This is a genomic window from Pseudomonas sp. LAM2023 (assembly GCF_016620375.1).
Taxonomy (GTDB): Bacteria; Pseudomonadota; Gammaproteobacteria; order Pseudomonadales; family Pseudomonadaceae; genus Aquipseudomonas; species Aquipseudomonas anuradhapurensis.
The window spans coordinates 838108-854862 of sequence record NZ_JAENHV010000015.1; the positions used below are offsets into that span (position 1 = coordinate 838108).

At 60.6% G+C, this 16755-nt stretch carries 12 protein-coding genes; 10 read left to right on the forward strand and 2 right to left on the reverse strand.

Features of this window, described 5'->3' with window-relative positions:
* Nucleotides 1-281: 281 nt before the first annotated feature.
* The 5 genes from dnaA to JKP78_RS09445 all read left to right on the forward strand — a co-directional run bounded on the left by dnaA (nt 282) and on the right by JKP78_RS09445 (nt 7452).
* A complete protein-coding gene (gene dnaA / locus JKP78_RS09425; protein ID WP_186683927.1) occupies nt 282-1820 on the forward strand; it encodes a chromosomal replication initiator protein DnaA in 1539 nt (512 codons plus the stop codon).
* A 40-nt stretch (nt 1821-1860) separates the two neighbouring features.
* Complete coding sequence (gene dnaN / locus JKP78_RS09430) at nt 1861-2964, forward strand: DNA polymerase III subunit beta (RefSeq protein ID WP_170027525.1); 1104 nt, start codon at nt 1861-1863, stop codon at nt 2962-2964.
* 15 nt (nt 2965-2979) lie between these two features.
* Nucleotides 2980-4083, forward strand: coding sequence for a DNA replication/repair protein RecF (gene recF / locus JKP78_RS09435; protein WP_170027527.1), 1104 nt, complete (start codon nt 2980-2982; stop codon nt 4081-4083).
* Nucleotides 4084-4087: 4 nt separating this feature from the next.
* Nucleotides 4088-6508, forward strand: coding sequence for a DNA topoisomerase (ATP-hydrolyzing) subunit B (gyrB, locus tag JKP78_RS09440; protein ID WP_170027529.1), 2421 nt, complete (start codon nt 4088-4090; stop codon nt 6506-6508).
* A 164-nt stretch (nt 6509-6672) separates the two neighbouring features.
* A complete protein-coding gene (locus JKP78_RS09445) occupies nt 6673-7452 on the forward strand; it encodes an SDR family NAD(P)-dependent oxidoreductase (protein WP_200626584.1) in 780 nt (259 codons plus the stop codon).
* Nucleotides 7453-7512: 60 nt separating this feature from the next.
* Here the strand turns inward: JKP78_RS09445 and JKP78_RS09450 are convergent, their stop codons facing one another.
* Complete coding sequence (locus JKP78_RS09450; RefSeq protein ID WP_200626585.1) at nt 7513-8805, reverse strand: sigma-54 interaction domain-containing protein; 1293 nt, start codon at nt 8803-8805, stop codon at nt 7513-7515.
* 223 nt (nt 8806-9028) lie between these two features.
* Between JKP78_RS09450 and JKP78_RS09455 the strand changes: the two genes are divergently transcribed.
* From JKP78_RS09455 to JKP78_RS09465, 3 genes are read left to right on the forward strand one after another with little or no spacing between them, the layout of a single operon-like run.
* A complete protein-coding gene (locus JKP78_RS09455) occupies nt 9029-9913 on the forward strand; it encodes an MBL fold metallo-hydrolase (RefSeq protein ID WP_186683915.1) in 885 nt (294 codons plus the stop codon).
* Between the two features lie 39 nt (nt 9914-9952).
* Nucleotides 9953-11224, forward strand: coding sequence for an NAD(P)/FAD-dependent oxidoreductase (locus JKP78_RS09460; RefSeq protein ID WP_200626586.1), 1272 nt, complete (start codon nt 9953-9955; stop codon nt 11222-11224).
* Nucleotides 11221-12039 carry a sulfite exporter TauE/SafE family protein gene (locus JKP78_RS09465; RefSeq protein WP_200626587.1) on the forward strand — a complete coding sequence of 273 codons (819 nt, stop codon included), beginning with the start codon at nt 11221-11223 and terminating at the stop codon, nt 12037-12039. Before JKP78_RS09460 ends, JKP78_RS09465 begins: the two co-directional genes overlap by 4 nt.
* Here the strand turns inward: JKP78_RS09465 and JKP78_RS09470 are convergent.
* Nucleotides 12028-12915, reverse strand: coding sequence for a LysR family transcriptional regulator (locus JKP78_RS09470; RefSeq protein ID WP_170027552.1), 888 nt, complete (start codon nt 12913-12915; stop codon nt 12028-12030). The genes JKP78_RS09465 and JKP78_RS09470 overlap by 12 nt on opposite strands.
* A 292-nt stretch (nt 12916-13207) precedes the next feature.
* Here JKP78_RS09470 and JKP78_RS09475 point away from each other — a divergent pair, with 292 nt between their 5' ends.
* Nucleotides 13208-14854: a GMC family oxidoreductase gene (locus JKP78_RS09475; protein ID WP_186683912.1), complete on the forward strand. Its 1647-nt coding sequence runs from the start codon at nt 13208-13210 to the stop codon at nt 14852-14854.
* A 99-nt stretch (nt 14855-14953) separates the two neighbouring features.
* Nucleotides 14954-16573, forward strand: coding sequence for an MFS transporter (locus tag JKP78_RS09480; protein WP_186683910.1), 1620 nt, complete (start codon nt 14954-14956; stop codon nt 16571-16573).
* Nucleotides 16574-16755: the final 182 nt, after the last annotated feature.

Here is a 16755-nt window from a genome sequence, read left to right on the forward strand (position 1 = left end):
TCAACCGGTGCTGCGCTTGTTTTGTTCGTGGTCGAAAGCTGTGGATTAAATCAGTCGTTATCCACAGATGAGTTATCAACAGGGTGACGCTCAGGGTTGTGCATAGCCCTCAAGGGCGTTTATCCACAGGGCTTATTCACACCGAGGCGAAGCCGTTTTGGTCGATAAATGGCTGTTTTGTCATGGCTCCTAACGTGTCCACATGTGGATAACTGGGCGCTCGACCGGTACAATGGCGGTTTGTTTTTGCCTCATCCGGCTTTCAAACTCAGGGGAAATCCGTGTCAGTGGAACTTTGGCAGCAGTGCGTGGAGCTTCTGCGCGATGAACTGCCTGCCCAGCAATTCAACACCTGGATCCGTCCGCTACAGGTCGAAGCCGAAGGCGACGAGTTGCGCGTCTATGCGCCTAACCGTTTCGTTCTCGATTGGGTCAATGAAAAGTACCTGGGGCGCTTGCTCGAACTGTTGGGCGAAAACGGCAGCGGCATCGCGCCTGCCCTTTCCTTGTTGATCGGCAGCCGCCGCAGCTCGGCACCACGTGCTGCACCTAACGCGCCAGTGAGTGCTGCGGTTGCGGCATCGCTGGCCAATACCCAGGCACAGAGCCAGACCCAGAAGGCAGTGCCGGCAGCGGTCGAACCGGTTGCAGTGGCAGCGGCTGAGCCTGTGCTGGTCGATGAGTTGGCCGAACCGTCCTTGCGTGACAGCTTCGATTCCATGGCCGAACCGGCTTCGCAGTCAGCCGCCAGCACCCGGACCGAACAACGTACCGTGCAGGTCGAAGGCGCGCTCAAGCACACCAGCTACCTGAATCGCACCTTTACCTTCGACACGTTCGTCGAAGGTAAGTCGAACCAGCTGGCGCGAGCTGCTGCCTGGCAGGTGGCCGACAACCCCAAGCATGGCTACAACCCGCTCTTCCTTTATGGGGGCGTGGGCCTGGGTAAGACCCACCTCATGCATGCTGTGGGTAACCACCTGTTGAAAAAGAACCCGAACGCCAAGGTCGTGTACCTGCATTCGGAGCGTTTCGTCGCGGATATGGTCAAGGCACTGCAGCTCAACGCCATCAACGAATTCAAGCGCTTCTACCGCTCGGTGGACGCGTTGCTGATCGACGATATCCAGTTCTTTGCCCGGAAAGAGCGCTCGCAGGAAGAGTTTTTCCACACCTTCAACGCCCTGCTCGAGGGTGGTCAGCAGGTCATTCTTACCTCTGACCGCTACCCCAAGGAGATCGAAGGCCTGGAAGAACGCCTGAAATCGCGCTTCGGTTGGGGCCTGACGGTGGCAGTCGAGCCACCCGAGCTGGAAACCCGCGTGGCGATCCTGATGAAGAAAGCCGACCAGGCCAAGGTCGAGCTGCCGCATGACGCCGCGTTCTTCATTGCCCAGCGTATTCGCTCCAACGTCCGTGAGCTGGAAGGCGCATTGAAACGGGTGATCGCTCACTCGCACTTCATGGGCCGCGACATCACCATCGAATTGATTCGTGAATCGCTCAAGGACTTGCTGGCGCTGCAGGACAAGCTGGTCAGTGTGGATAACATTCAGCGTACCGTCGCCGAGTACTACAAGATCAAGATCTCCGATCTGTTGTCCAAGCGGCGTTCGCGTTCTGTCGCGCGTCCGCGCCAGGTGGCCATGGCACTGTCCAAGGAGCTGACCAACCACAGTCTGCCCGAAATCGGCGACATGTTCGGTGGTCGCGACCATACGACCGTGCTGCACGCCTGCCGCAAGATCAATGAACTGAAGGAATCCGACGCGGACATCCGCGAGGACTACAAGAACCTGCTGCGGACGCTGACGACCTGATGGCCGTCTGCGCAGCTAATTGAAGGCAAGGGACTAGACCATGCATTTCACCATTCAACGCGAAGCCCTGTTGAAACCCCTGCAACTGGTCGCCGGTGTCGTCGAGCGCCGTCAGACCTTGCCGGTGCTGTCCAACGTATTGCTGGTCGTTCAAGGCCAGCAACTGTCGTTGACCGGTACCGACCTGGAAGTCGAACTGGTAGGCCGCGTGCAACTGGAAGAGCCAGCCGAGCCTGGCGAAATCACTGTTCCAGCTCGCAAGCTGATGGACATCTGCAAAAGCCTGCCGAACGACGCCCTGATCGATATCAAGGTTGACGAGCAGAAACTGTTGGTCAAGGCCGGCCGCAGCCGCTTTACCCTGTCGACTCTGCCAGCCAATGACTTCCCGACCGTCGAAGAAGGCCCGGGCTCGCTGACCTGCAACCTGGAACAAAGCAAACTGCGCCGCCTGATCGAACGCACCAGCTTCGCCATGGCCCAGCAGGATGTGCGCTACTACCTCAACGGCATGCTGCTGGAAGTGTCCCGCAATACTCTGCGTGCAGTGTCGACCGACGGCCACCGCCTGGCGCTGTGCTCCATGAGCGCGCCGATCGAGCAGGATGAGCGCCATCAGGTGATCGTGCCGCGTAAAGGTATCCTCGAGCTGGCACGCCTGCTCACCGATCCGGAAGGTATGGTCAGCATCGTCCTCGGCCAACACCACATTCGTGCCACCACCGGTGAATTCACCTTCACCTCCAAACTGGTGGACGGCAAGTTCCCGGACTACGAGCGGGTTCTGCCAAAAGGCGGTGACAAGCTTGTGGTCGGTGACCGCCAGGCGTTGCGCGAAGCGTTTAGCCGTACTGCGATTCTTTCCAACGAAAAGTACCGCGGTATTCGCCTGCAGCTGGCAGCTGGTCAGTTGAAAATCCAGGCCAACAACCCTGAGCAGGAAGAAGCTGAAGAAGAAATCAGCGTGGACTACGACGGTAGCTCGCTGGAAATCGGCTTTAACGTCAGCTACTTGCTGGATGTGCTGGGCGTAATGACTACCGAGCAAGTTCGTCTGATCCTGTCCGACTCCAACAGCAGTGCGCTGCTGCAGGAAGCGGGTAACGACGATTCTTCCTACGTTGTCATGCCGATGCGCCTGTAACCCGTAGCAGGCGAAATGTCCCTTCGACGTATCATGGTCACCGCGGTGCGCAACTTGCACCCGGTGACACTCTTACCCTCTCCCCGCATCAACATCCTTTACGGCGCCAACGGTAGCGGCAAGACCAGTGTGCTCGAAGCTGTGCACCTGCTCGGGCTGGCGCGCTCTTTCCGCAGTACCCGCTTGAACCCGGTCATTCAATACGAACAGCCTGCCTGTACCGTATTTGGTGAAGTGCAATTGGCCGAGGGCGGCAGCAGCAACCTGGGCGTATCTCGGGAGCGGCAAGGGGAGTTCACTATTCGTATCGATGGGCAGAATGCACGCAGCGCAGCACAGTTGGCTGAATTGCTGCCGCTTCAGCTCATTAATCCGGACAGCTTCCGCTTGCTGGAAGGTGCCCCGAAGATTCGGCGGCAGTTTCTGGATTGGGGAGTGTTCCACGTGGAACCTCGTTTCCTGCCAGCTTGGCAGCGGCTGCAGAAGGCGCTGCGGCAGCGGAACTCATGGTTGCGTCATGGTACACTTGACCCAGCTTCGCAAGCCGCCTGGGATCGGGAGTTGTGCCTGGCCAGCGCGGAAATAGATGAATACCGTCGCAACTACATCAAGGCCTTGAAGCCCGTCTTCGAGCGAACCCTGAGCGAACTGGTCGAGCTGGACGGGTTGACCCTGAGCTACTACCGAGGCTGGGATAAGGACCGGGAACTGCAAGAAGTACTCGCCTCCTCTCTCCTTCGCGATCAGCAGATGGGCCACACCCAGGCCGGTCCGCAGCGCGCTGATCTGCGTCTTCGTCTGGCTGCCAACAACGCAGCCGACATTCTGTCGCGTGGTCAGCAAAAGCTGGTGGTGTGTGCCTTGCGCATTGCCCAAGGCCACCTCGTTAGTCAGGCTCGCCGCGGTCACTGTATTTATCTCGTGGATGACTTGCCGTCCGAACTGGATGACCAGCATCGCCGCGCGCTGTGCCGCTTGCTTGAAGAATTACGCTGCCAGGTGTTCATCACCTGTGTAGATCACGAATTACTGAGGGAAGGCTGGCAGACGGAAACGCCAGTTGCTTTGTTCCACGTGGAACAAGGCCGTATCACCCAGACCCACGACCATCGGGAGTGAAGGCATGAGCGAAAATCAAACGTACGACTCCTCCAGCATCAAGGTGCTGAAAGGTTTGGATGCCGTACGCAAGCGTCCCGGCATGTACATTGGCGACACCGATGATGGTAGCGGCCTGCACCACATGGTCTTCGAGGTGGTCGACAACTCCATCGACGAAGCCCTCGCCGGTCACTGCGACGACATCACCGTCATTATCCACCCGGACGAATCCATCAGTGTGCGCGACAACGGTCGCGGCATTCCGGTCGACGTGCATAAGGAAGAAGGCGTTTCCGCAGCTGAAGTCATCATGACCGTACTGCACGCCGGCGGTAAGTTCGACGATAACTCCTACAAGGTATCCGGTGGCTTGCACGGCGTAGGTGTTTCCGTGGTGAACGCCCTGTCCGAGAAACTGGTACTGACTGTTCGCCGTAGCGGCAAGATCTGGGAGCAGACCTACGTCCATGGCGTTCCCCAGGCTCCTATGGCGGTGGTTGGCGACAGCGAAACCACGGGTACCCACATCCACTTCAAACCGTCGGCCGAAACCTTCAAGAATATTCACTTCAGCTGGGACATCCTGGCCAAGCGTATCCGTGAGTTGTCGTTCCTCAACTCGGGCGTGGGCATCCTGCTGAAGGATGAGCGCAGCGGCAAGGAAGAGTTCTTCAAGTACGAAGGCGGCCTGCGTGCATTCGTCGAATACCTGAACACCAACAAGACCCCGGTGAACTCGCAGGTGTTCCACTTCAATGTCCAGCGCGATGATGGCGTAGGCGTGGAAGTTGCCCTGCAGTGGAATGACAGCTTCAACGAAAACCTGCTGTGCTTCACCAACAACATTCCTCAGCGTGACGGTGGTACGCACCTGGTGGGCTTCCGTTCCTCTCTGACTCGTAGCCTTAACAGCTACATCGAGCAGGAAGGCCTGGCCAAGAAGAACAAGGTGGCAACCACTGGCGATGACGCTCGTGAGGGCCTGACCGCGATCATCTCGGTGAAGGTACCGGACCCGAAGTTCAGCTCGCAGACCAAGGACAAGCTGGTCTCCTCGGAGGTTAAAACCGCCGTGGAACAGGAGATGAACAAGTACTTCGCCGACTTCCTCCTGGAAAACCCGAACGAGGCCAAGGCCGTCGTTGGCAAGATGATCGACGCGGCGCGAGCGCGCGAAGCTGCCCGTAAAGCCCGCGAAATGACTCGCCGCAAAGGGGCGCTGGATATCGCCGGCCTGCCGGGCAAACTGGCGGACTGCCAGGAGAAGGACCCTGCCCTTTCCGAACTGTACCTGGTGGAGGGTGACTCTGCGGGTGGTTCGGCCAAGCAGGGCCGCAACCGTCGTACCCAGGCGATCCTGCCTTTGAAGGGCAAGATCCTCAACGTCGAGAAAGCACGCTTCGACAAGATGATCTCGTCCCAGGAAGTTGGCACGCTGATCACTGCGCTGGGCTGTGGTATCGGCCGCGAAGAGTACAACATCGACAAGCTGCGCTATCACAACATCATCATCATGACCGATGCTGACGTTGACGGTTCGCACATCCGTACCCTGTTGCTGACCTTCTTCTTCCGTCAGTTGCCGGAGCTGGTCGAGCGTGGCTACATCTACATTGCCCAGCCGCCGCTGTACAAAGTGAAGAAGGGCAAGCAGGAGCAGTACATCAAGGACGACGAGGCCATGGAAGAGTACATGACCCAGTCGGCCCTGGAAGATGCCAGCCTGCACCTGGACGAGTCGGCGCCAGCGGTTTCCGGTGTGCAACTGGAAGCGCTGGTCAACGAATTCCGTAGCGTCATGAAGACCCTCAAGCGTCTGTCGCGCCTGTACCCGGAAGAGCTGACCGAGCACTTCATCTACTTGCCGGAGGTGACCCTTGAGCAGTTGGGTGACCACGCGGTGATGCAAGCCTGGCTGGCCAAGTTCCAGGAGCGTCTAAGCAACAGCCAGAAGTCTGGCCTGGTTTACAAAGCCAGCCTGCGTGAGGACAAGGAACGCAATGTATGGCTGCCCGAGGTGGAAATCACCTCTCACGGCTTGGCCAGCTACGTCACCTTCAACCGCGACTTCTTCGGCAGCAATGACTACCGGACCGTGGTCAACATCGGTGCCAAGCTGTCCAGCCTGTTGGGTGAAGGCGCCTACGTGCAGCGTGGTGAGCGCCGCAAAGCGATCGTCGAATTCAAGGAAGGCCTGGACTGGCTGATGAACGAGACCACCAAGCGCCATACCATCCAGCGATATAAAGGGTTGGGTGAGATGAACCCGGACCAGCTTTGGGAAACCACCATGGATCCGGCTGTTCGTCGCATGCTCAAGGTGACCATCGAAGACGCCATCGCTGCCGACCAGATCTTCAACACCCTGATGGGCGATGCGGTCGAGCCGCGTCGTGACTTCATCGAAAGCAATGCGCTGTCGGTATCGAACCTGGATTTCTGATCAGGTTAGATAAAAAGAAAAGCCCGCATCCGCGGGCTTTTTTTTTGCCAGATTTCTATGGCGCGCCATTCTTCCCCGCAGCCTTGGGTCCCGGGGCGGACGCACGATCCGGATTTCTTGAATAGACTCTTCACGCGAATAACTTTCCTCAACGGGAGCTTTTCATGTCGACTCAGTGGCCATCTCAAGTAGCTTTGATCAGCGGTGCCGGCAGTGAAAAAGGCATAGGTATCGCCATTGCGCGCTGCCTTGGCCAGCGGGGCGCCAAGCTCATAATCACTGCCAGCAGTTCCCGTATCCATGCACGAGTGGCCGAACTGCGTGCGGAAGGCTTGCAGGTAGAAGGTCGTGTGGCTGACCTGACGGATGAACAGCAGGTCGTGGAGCTTTGCGACTGGGCCCTTGCGCTGTGGGGACGGGTAGATATTCTGGTCAATAATGCTGGCATGGCCGCGCAAGGTAGCCCCGAACCCTTCGCCGAACTAGCGGCGATGAGCCTGTCGATATGGGAACAGTCGATCGCAAGGAACTTGACCACTGCCTTTCTCCTGACCCGCGGCCTACTGCCTGCGATGCAACGCCGGAACTATGGGAGGGTGGTCAACATCAGCTCAACCACCGGCACAATCGCCAGTAACCCAGGCGAAGCGGCGTACAGTGCGGCCAAAGCGGGCATGGTGGGCATGAACATGGCCCTTGCGCTAGAGGTCGCTCACCTGGGGATTACCGTGAACTCTGTTGCCCCTGGCTGGATCGCCACGGCGTCCAGCAGCAGTGACGAGCTAGAGGCTGGTAGCCATGTTCCGCTCGGACGACCTGGCCGCCCTGAGGAGGTGGCGGCTGCCGTCGCTTTCCTCGCCTCGCCAGAAGCCAGCTACATAACCGGCACTAGGTTGATTGTCGATGGTGGTAACCGCCTGCTGGAGAATAGGTCCGGCAGATGATTCGGTACTGTTTTGTGCCTTTCTTTCGGCCTGCCGACGGATGGCGCCGCCAGCAATGCGTCAATTCAGGCCGAGCTCCTTCAAGCGGCGGTACAGCGTGCGTTCGCTCAAGCCGAGGTGACGGGCCAGTTCACTGCGCGACCCCTTGAAGTGTTCCAGCGCCTGCGCCAGCTCACCCAGGTGATTGCGCCGGCCGCTGCCCAAGACTGCTGCAGTTGGCCCTATGTCCTCGGGTAGATGTTCCGGCTGGATCAGCCCGTCATCGGCAAACAACCGCGCCCGTTCAAGGATGTTGCGCAGCTCGCGGATATTACCCGGGAACGGATGCAGCCGAAGCTGCTGCAAGGCATCGTCGCTCAGCGTGGGTGTCGGTTTGCCAGCCATGCGCTGAAGCAGGCTCTGCGCGAGCAGAGGCAGGTCCTCCACTCGCTCGCGCAAGGCCGGCAGGCGGATCGGGAAGCCGCTGATGCGGTAGTACAGGTCTTCGCGGAAGCTGCCGTCTGCAACCATTTGCCTGAGCGGTTTGTGGGTGGCCGACACCAGGCGGAAATCCGAATGCACCGTGCGCAGGCTACCCACCGGACGGAAACTGCCAGACTCGATCAGGCGCAGCAGCTTCACCTGCATCGCCAGCGGCACTTCACCAATTTCATCGAGGAACAGGGTTCCGCCATGGGCAGCTTCCGCAAGGCCGATCTTGCGCTGGTTGGCGCCGGTGAACGCCCCCTTCTCGTAGCCGAACAACTCGCTCTCGAACAGTGATTCAGTCAGGCCGGTACAGTCGACCACCACCAATGGCCCATTCGCCCTGGGGCTGCCCATGTGCACCGCGCGGGCAAACAGTTCCTTGCCGGTACCCGACTCACCTTGCAGCAACACCGGAATCTGCGCTGGCGCTGCCCGTTGCAGGCTGACCAGGGCAGCCTTGAATGCAGGGGCGCGCCCCACCAGCCCTTGTTCCTGTGGCTGTGCCGAGGCCAGGGTAATGCTGGTCAGGCGTTCGACGAAGGCCACTACCCTGCCCTGTTCATCCAGGATCGGACGTAACTCGACATCCACATGCTCGGGCCCGCGTGGCGTGTGATGAATGTGCAAGACCCGCTCTGGCTGCTTGCTGTGCCATGCCTTGCGCATCGGGCAATGCTCGCCGGCCTGGTCACAAGGCACGGCATAGTGATGCGAGACCTTATGGCACTTTTCACCCAGCGGCGCCTGGTCGTGGTGGCCGAACTGGCGGCGATAGGCGGCATTGGCGGCTAGGATGTTGTAGTCGGTGTCCAGCACGATGGTTGGCAGGGCATCGTGCTCGAGATAGGAAACCAGGGCGAGGATGAGCGGGTGGGTTTCAGGCATGGGGACACCGGTAGGTTTACCGGCGCAGGGTAACAAGGACTGCCAAATACTGCCATTGGCTGACAGTCGACTGCCAGCCCGTGCTGCCAGTAGCAGTAAGCGCTGTCAATAACAAGCCGATTTCATTGGTCTGCTCGTAGGAAAATGCCTGGCATGCATCTTGATAAAGCTCCTTTCACTGCCTACGCCTGTACAAGGCTGGGCGGAAAATTTGGAGAACGTGATGATCATCGGCAACAACCTGCACGTGGACGCCTTCTATGACCAGGCGACCTCGACCATCAGCTACCTGGTCATGGACCGTGAAACGCGCCAGTGCGCATTGATCGACAGTGTGCTGGACTACGACCCGAAGTCCGGACGCACCTGCACCGCTTCGGCAGACCGCCTGGTCCAGCGCGTGGCCGAGCTTGAAGCCAGCGTGCAATGGATACTGGAAACCCATGTACACGCCGACCACCTTTCGGCAGCGGCTTACCTGAAGGCGAAACTGGGTGGCCACACCGGCATCGGCGCACACATCACCCAGGTGCAGAAAGTGTTTGGTGCGTTGTTCAACGCCGAGCCTGGCTTCGCTCGCGATGGCAGCCAGTTCGATGCGTTGTTCGAGGACGAAGAAGGCTTTCGCATCGGCAACCTGCATGCCCGTGCCTTGCACACCCCAGGGCACACTCCCGCGTGCATGAGCTTCATGATCGAGGACGCAGGCGAGATCGCCGTGTTTGTCGGCGATACGCTGTTCATGCCCGACTACGGCACCGCTCGTTGTGACTTCCCTGGGGCCGATGCGCGCACCCTGTACCGCTCGATCCGCCGCCTGCTGGCCTTCCCTGACCAGACGCTGCTGTTCATGTGCCATGACTACCTGCCCGGTGGCCGCGACATGCAATACGTCACCACGGTGGCCGAGCAACGCGCCAGCAATATCCACATCCACCAAGGGGTCGACGAGGACAGCTTTGTCGCCATGCGCGAAGCCCGTGACAAGACCCTCGATATGCCGGTGCTGATCCTGCCGTCGGTGCAGGTGAACATGCGCAGCGGCCAGTTGCCCGCGCCAGAAGAGAACGGTGTCAGCTACCTGAAGATTCCGCTGAACACGCTGTAACCGCCCTGCCCCATAACCAGATTTCCAGGATTTACCGCCATGCCTGCCTTGTTGTCCCCTGCCAATAGCAACCACCACACCGTGGTCATCGTCGGTGCCGGTGCCGCCGGTATTGCCACTGCCTCCAGCCTGATCAGCCGTGACCCGTCGCTGGACGTGGCGTTGATCGACCCTGCCGAGGTGCATTACTACCAGCCCGGCTGGACCATGGTCGGTGGCGGTGTGTTCACCGCACCGAGCACGGCCCGCACCATGGCCTCGACCATTCCGCGCGGTGTGCGCTGGATAAAGGCGCGGGTGCAAGGCTTCGACCCGCACGGCCAACAGGTCATCCTCGACGATGGGCGCGCCATCGGTTACCAACAGCTGGTGGTTTGCCCTGGGCTCAAGCTGGACTGGGCTGCCATTGAGGGGCTCAGCGAAACCCTGGGGCGCAATGGCGTCACTTCGAACTATCGCTATGACCTGGCGCCCTATACCTGGGAGCTGGTGCAGAAGCTCAAGCAAGGCCGCGCCCTGTTCTGTCAGCCGCCCATGCCGATCAAATGCGCGGGCGCTCCGCAGAAGGCGCTTTACCTGTCTTGCGACCACTGGCTGCGCCATGGCCGGCTGGGTGCAGTGAAAGCCAGTTTCTTCAATGCCGGTGCGGTGTTGTTCGGCGTGCCGGACTACGTACCCGCGCTGATGAAGTACATCGAAAAGTACGCGGTGGACCTCAACTTTGCTCACCGCCTGGTCGCCGTGGATGGCGCCAACAAGCGCGCCACCTTTGTGCGGACCATGGCTGATGGCAGCAGTGAAACCCGCACCGAGGCTTTCGACATGCTGCATGTGGTGCCGCCACAAGTGGCGCCGGATTTCATCCGCGAAAGCCCCTTGGCCGACGCTGCCGGTTGGGTTGATGTCGACCCGTACACCCTGCGCCATCGCCAGTTCGCCAATGTCCATGCCCTGGGTGACGTGGCCAACACCAGCAATGCCAAGACCGCTGCGGCTACTCGCAAGCAGGCCCCGGTAGTGGCCAACAACGTGCTGGTGGCACTGGGCAGGCTGCCAACCCTGGCCCGCTACGACGGGTATGGCTCCTGCCCGCTTACCGTTGAGCGCGGCAAGATTGTCCTCGCGGAGTTCTGCTATGACGGCAAGCTGGCGCCGAGTTTCCCCAGCTGGTTGCTGGATGGCCGCAAGCCGACGCGCCTGGCCTGGTTGCTCAAGGCGCAAGTGCTGCCACCTTTGTACTGGCAAGGCATGCTCAAGGGACGCGAGTGGTTGGCGCGGCCGCAGCCGCTGGTAGCCGAGGGTGGCCAGTGATCGAACATCAACTGTTGGGTGCTGGCCTGGGGGCAATCATTGGCGCCGTACTGGCGTTGACCGGTGCCGGGGGTGGCATCCTGGCAGTGCCATTGCTGGTGTTCGGCCTCGGGCTGTCCATGGTCGAGGCGGCACCGGTTGGCCTGCTGGCCGTCGGCCTGGCGGCGGCAGTGGGGGCTGTGCTGGGCTTGCGTCAGGGCCTGGTGCGCTACCGGGCGGCATTGTTCATCGCCTTGGTGGGTGTGGCCACGGCGCCGTTCGGGCTGATGCTGGCGCACCGCGTGCCCAATTCACCCTTGCAGTTGCTATTCGCCGGGGTACTGGTATACGCGTGCCTGCGTATCTGGCGCAAGGCGGCCAAGGAATTGCGTGGCGAAGCCAATGACGCCCATCGCTACATCGAACCCTGTGTGCTCAACCCGCTGCAGGGGCGTTTGCGCTGGACGCTGCCCTGCGCGCGCGCCCTGGCGTTCACCGGGGCATTGTCCGGCCTGCTGTCCGGGCTGCTCGGTGTGGGCGGTGGCTTTGTCATCATCCCGGCGCTGAACCGCTATACCAACCTGCGCATGGCCAGCATCGTCTCCACCTCATTGGCGGTGATTGCCCTGGTGTCTACCGGCAGTGTGGTCAGTGCCAGCCTGGCCGGGGTCATGCACTGGCAGGTCGGTGCGCCGTTTGCCGTTGGCGCGGTGCTCGGCTTGCTGCTGGCGCGGCCTTTGGCGGCCAGGCTGGCCGGGCCGCGTTTGCAGCAGATGTTCGCTGTGGCGGGGTGGGTGGCAGCGGCGCTGCTTGCCGGCAAGGCGCTACTGGGCTAGCAGTTCGCTCTGTTCAGCCGCACACAGCGCCAGCAGGTAGTCCCATACGACCCGCAGGCGCACCGACTTGTGCAGCTCGCGACGGGTGCAGATCCAGTAGCTGCGCTGGATGGTCTCGCCAGGCAGTACGCGCACCAGTGTCGGGTCGTGGCGGGCCATGTAGTTGGGCAGTACGGCGATGCCCAGCCCGGCGCGGGCGGCGGCCTGCTGAGCGATCACGCTAGTGCTGCGGAATACCACGTTGGGTGTGCGGCAGAAGCTGTTGAGAAACAACAGCTCCTGGCTGAACAGCAAGTCGTCGACGTAGCCGATCCAGCTGTGCCGGGCCAGGTCCTCGCGGTTGCGCAACGCAGGCGCACGGTCCAGGTAAGCCTGGCTGGCGTACAGGGCCAGGCGATAGTCGGTGAGCTTGCGGGTAATCAGCAGATCGGCGTTGGGGCGCTCCAGGTGGATGCTGATCTCTGCTTCGCGGTTGAGAATGCTGACGAAGCGCGGCACTGCCACCAATTCCACTTCTAGGCCGGGGTAGCGTTCGAACAGGGCATTCATGCGCGGGGTGAAGAACATGATGCCGATGCCTTCGGTTACCCCAAGGCGAATCTTGCCCAGCGGGGTGATGGCCTGGGTGATTTCTTCCTGCGCCAGCAGGGCGACATTTTCCATGGCCTCGGCGTGTTTGAGCAGGGCCTGGCCCGAAGGGGTAAGTTCGTAACCTTGGGCATGCTGCACGAAGAGCGCGGTGCCCAGGCTCTGCTCGATGTTTTCGATATGCCGGGCGACGGTGCTGTGGGTGGTGTTGAGGCGCTTGGCGGCGGTTAGCAGGCGGCCGCTGCGCTGCAACTCGAGGAAAAACCGCAGATCGTTCCAGTCGAACATGCTAGTCCCTATGCCCCAGGCGCGTACTTTTGTAGGAGCGGCCTTGTGTCGCGATGGGGCGCGCAGCGGCCCTGGGAGAGCACATGCGGTCATCGAGATGGACCGGTTTGCTGTACTCGGGGCCGCTGCGCGCCCCATCGCGAAACAAGGCCGCTCCTACAGTAACGCACCGTTGCGGTGATGGTCGCTGTGCCAAAACGCACAGCGGCTGCGCGAAATCTCGTGTTTCCTCCACGAAATTACTCACTAAGATGGACCGGGACAAGAATAATAAACAGGCGCGAGGTTGCACATGCCATCAGCCGATTCTGTCTTCGACTACGTGGTTGTGGGTGCCGGCCCTGCCGGATGCCTGCTGGCCAATCGTTTATCCGCCGACCCGTCCTGCCGCGTCCTGCTGCTGGAAGCCGGTGGCCGCGACAACTATCCGTGGATTCACATCCCTGTCGGTTACCTCTACTGCATTGGCAACCCGCGCACCGACTGGTGCTTCAGGACCGAGGCACAGCCCGGCCTGGGCGGCCGCGCGTTGGGTTACCCGCGAGGCAAGGTGCTGGGCGGCTGTTCCTCGATCAACGGCATGATCTACATGCGCGGCCAGGCGGCGGACTATGACCGTTGGGCCGAGCAAGGCAATGACGGCTGGGCCTGGAAGGATGTACTGCCGCTGTTCAAGGCCAGCGAGAGCCACTTTGCCGGTGCCAGCGAATACCATGGCGGTGACGGCGAATGGCGGGTTGAACGCCAGCGCTACAGTTGGCCGATCCTCGACGCCTTTCGCGATGCTGCCGAGCAGAGTGGCATCGGCAAGGTCGACGACTTCAATACCGGCGATAACCAAGGCTGTGGATATTTTCAGGTCAACCAGCGCAGCGGTGTGCGTTGGAACGCCTCCAAGGCTTTCCTGCGGCCAATCAGGAAGCGCCCCAACCTCACGGTGCTGACCGGTGTCCAGGTTGACCAGGTGCTTCTCAACAACACCCGTGCGCGTGCTGTGAAAGCGCTGTGGCAAGGCGCCTGGCACGAATTTGTAGCTCGTCGCGAGATCGTGCTGTGCGCGGGGGCGGTGGGTTCGCCGGGCATCCTGCAGCGTTCCGGCATCGGCCCGCGCCCGCTGCTGGAACGTCTGGGCATTGGCGTGCGTCACGACATGCCAGGTGTGGGGGGCAACCTGCAGGACCACCTGCAACTGCGGCTGATCTATCAGGTCCGCAATACCCGCACCCTGAACCAGATGGCTAACAGCCTGTTGGGCAAGATGGGCATGGGCCTGCGCTATCTCTACGACCGCAGCGGCCCGCTGGCGATGGCCCCGAGCCAGCTGGGCGCGTTCGTACGCTCTGGCCCGGAGCAGACTACCGCCAACCTGCAGTATCACGTCCAGCCGCTGTCACTCGAGCGCTTCGGCGAGCCACTGCACGGGTTTCCGGCCTTTACCGCATCGGTGTGCAACCTGCGCCCGGCCAGCCGCGGGCGTATCGATATCCGCAGTGCCGACATGAGCAGCACGCCGCTGATCGACCCCAACTACCTCAGCGCCGCCGAGGACCTGCGCGTTGCCGCCGATGCCATTCGCCTTACCCGGCGTATCGTCCAGGCCCCTGCCCTCGCCGCCTTCGAGCCCAGGGAATATCTGCCCGGCCCAGCCTTGCAAAGTGAGCAAGAGCTGTTCGAAGCCGCGGGCAAGATCGGCACGACCATCTTCCACCCGGTCGGCACCTGCCGCATGGGCAACGGCGCGATGAACGTTGTGGATAACCAGCTGCGGGTACATGGCATCCCCGGCCTGCGTGTCGCCGATGCATCGATCATGCCGTATATCACTTCCGGTAATACCTGTTCACCCACCCTGATGATCGCTGAAAAGGCGGCGCAACTGATCCTCAAAGGAGCGGCTACCCAGACCTGTCTGAACGAAGACGCGATACCGACGCCCTGACCCGGGTGCGTGCAAGTGAACGGCGGCTTGCGGTCAGAAGCCGTCGACAGTGGAACAACAACAATAATCACTGTGGCCTTAGGGCCGAGGACAGCAACGATGTCGGATTTCATCCAAGAGCAGAGTGCGGCGGCCAGCAGCCCAAGCCGTCGTGAAGAGCGCAAGATCATTTTTGCGTCATCCCTCGGGACGGTGTTCGAGTGGTATGACTTTTTTCTCTATGGCGCGCTGGCAGCGGTCATCAGCAAGCAGTTCTTTGCTGGGGTGAACGACACCACCGCGTTCATCTTTGCCCTGATGGCCTTTGCTGCGGGATTCCTGGTGCGGCCGTTCGGTGCATTGGTGTTCGGCCGTCTGGGTGACATGATCGGGCGCAAGTACACCTTCCTGGTCACCATCGTGCTGATGGGCCTGTCCACCTTCGCCGTCGGGCTATTGCCCACCTACGCCAGCATCGGCATTGCCGCACCGATCATCCTCGTGGTTCTGCGCATGCTGCAGGGGCTGGCGTTGGGCGGTGAGTACGGTGGAGCGGCCACTTACGTGGCCGAACATGCACCGCCTGGCAAGCGCGGCTTCCATACCGGTTTCATCCAGTCCACCGCCACGCTCGGCCTGTTGCTGTCGCTGGTGGTCGTGCTGGGCAGCCGCTATATCAGTGGCGACCAGTTCGAGACCTGGGGCTGGCGCCTGCCGTTCCTGTTGTCGATCGTGCTGCTGGCCATTTCCACCTGGATCCGCATGAGCATGCATGAGTCGCCGGCCTTTGTGAAAATGAAGGCCCAGGGCAAGGTCAGCAAATCGCCGATTCGTGAGTCGTTCACCTCCTGGCCGAACCTCAAGGTGGTGCTTACCGCCTTGTTCAGCATCAACGCCGGGCAGGCTGTGACCTTCTACACGGCGCAGTTCTATGTGCTGTTCTTCATGACCCAGATGCTGAAGATGGACCCGGCCCAGGCCAATACCCTGTTGATCATCAGCGTGGTGATCGGGGCACCGTTCTTCGTGTTCTTCGGCTGGTTGTCCGACCGTGTTGGCCGCAAGCCGATCCTGATGCTTGGGCTGCTGCTGGCGACCGTACTTTACTTCCCGCTGTTCAAGGCGTTGAGCCATTACGCCAACCCTCAGATCGACACCGCCAGCCGCCAGGCACCGATTGTGGTCACTGCCGATCCGCAAGGCTGCACCTTCCAGTTCGACCCGGTGGGCAAGGCGCGTTTCGACAGCCCGTGTGACAAGGTCAAGACCTTCCTGGTCAAGCAGGGCCTGCCATACAGCTCGGTCGATGTAGCCGGCAGCGAGGTGGTGGTGAACATCGGTGACAAGACCATCAACGGCTTTGACGAAGCGGCCATGCGCGCTGCTGTGGAGCAGGCCGGGTACCCGGCCAAGGCTGACCCGTCACAGGTCAACCAGGTGATGGTGGTGGTGCTGATCGTGGCAATGATCCTGATCGCGACCATGACCTATGGCCCGCTGGCGGCGGTGATGGTCGAACTGTTCCCGACCCGTATCCGCTACACCTCGATGTCGCTGCCCTACCACATCGGTAATGGCTGGTTCGGGGGCTTCCTGCCGACGGTGTCGTTCGCGCTGGTGGTGTATACCGGGGACATCTTCTATGGGCTGTGGTACCCGGTGCTGGTGACGGGGATCAGCCTGGTGGTGGGAATCTTCTGCCTGAAAGAAACCAAGGATGTGGATATCGACAAGGTCTGACGTTAACGTGGGCCTGCTCTAAGCACACCTGATTCACCTATAAAAAAACCGGCGGTAAAAGCCGGTTTTTTTATGCTTCTGAAAAAACTTATGCACGATTTTCAGAAAAACGTCATACAGAAAAATAAGTAGCTAATTCAACGTGTTAGCGCATACTTCGAGCATTTCATCCAAAAATTGCA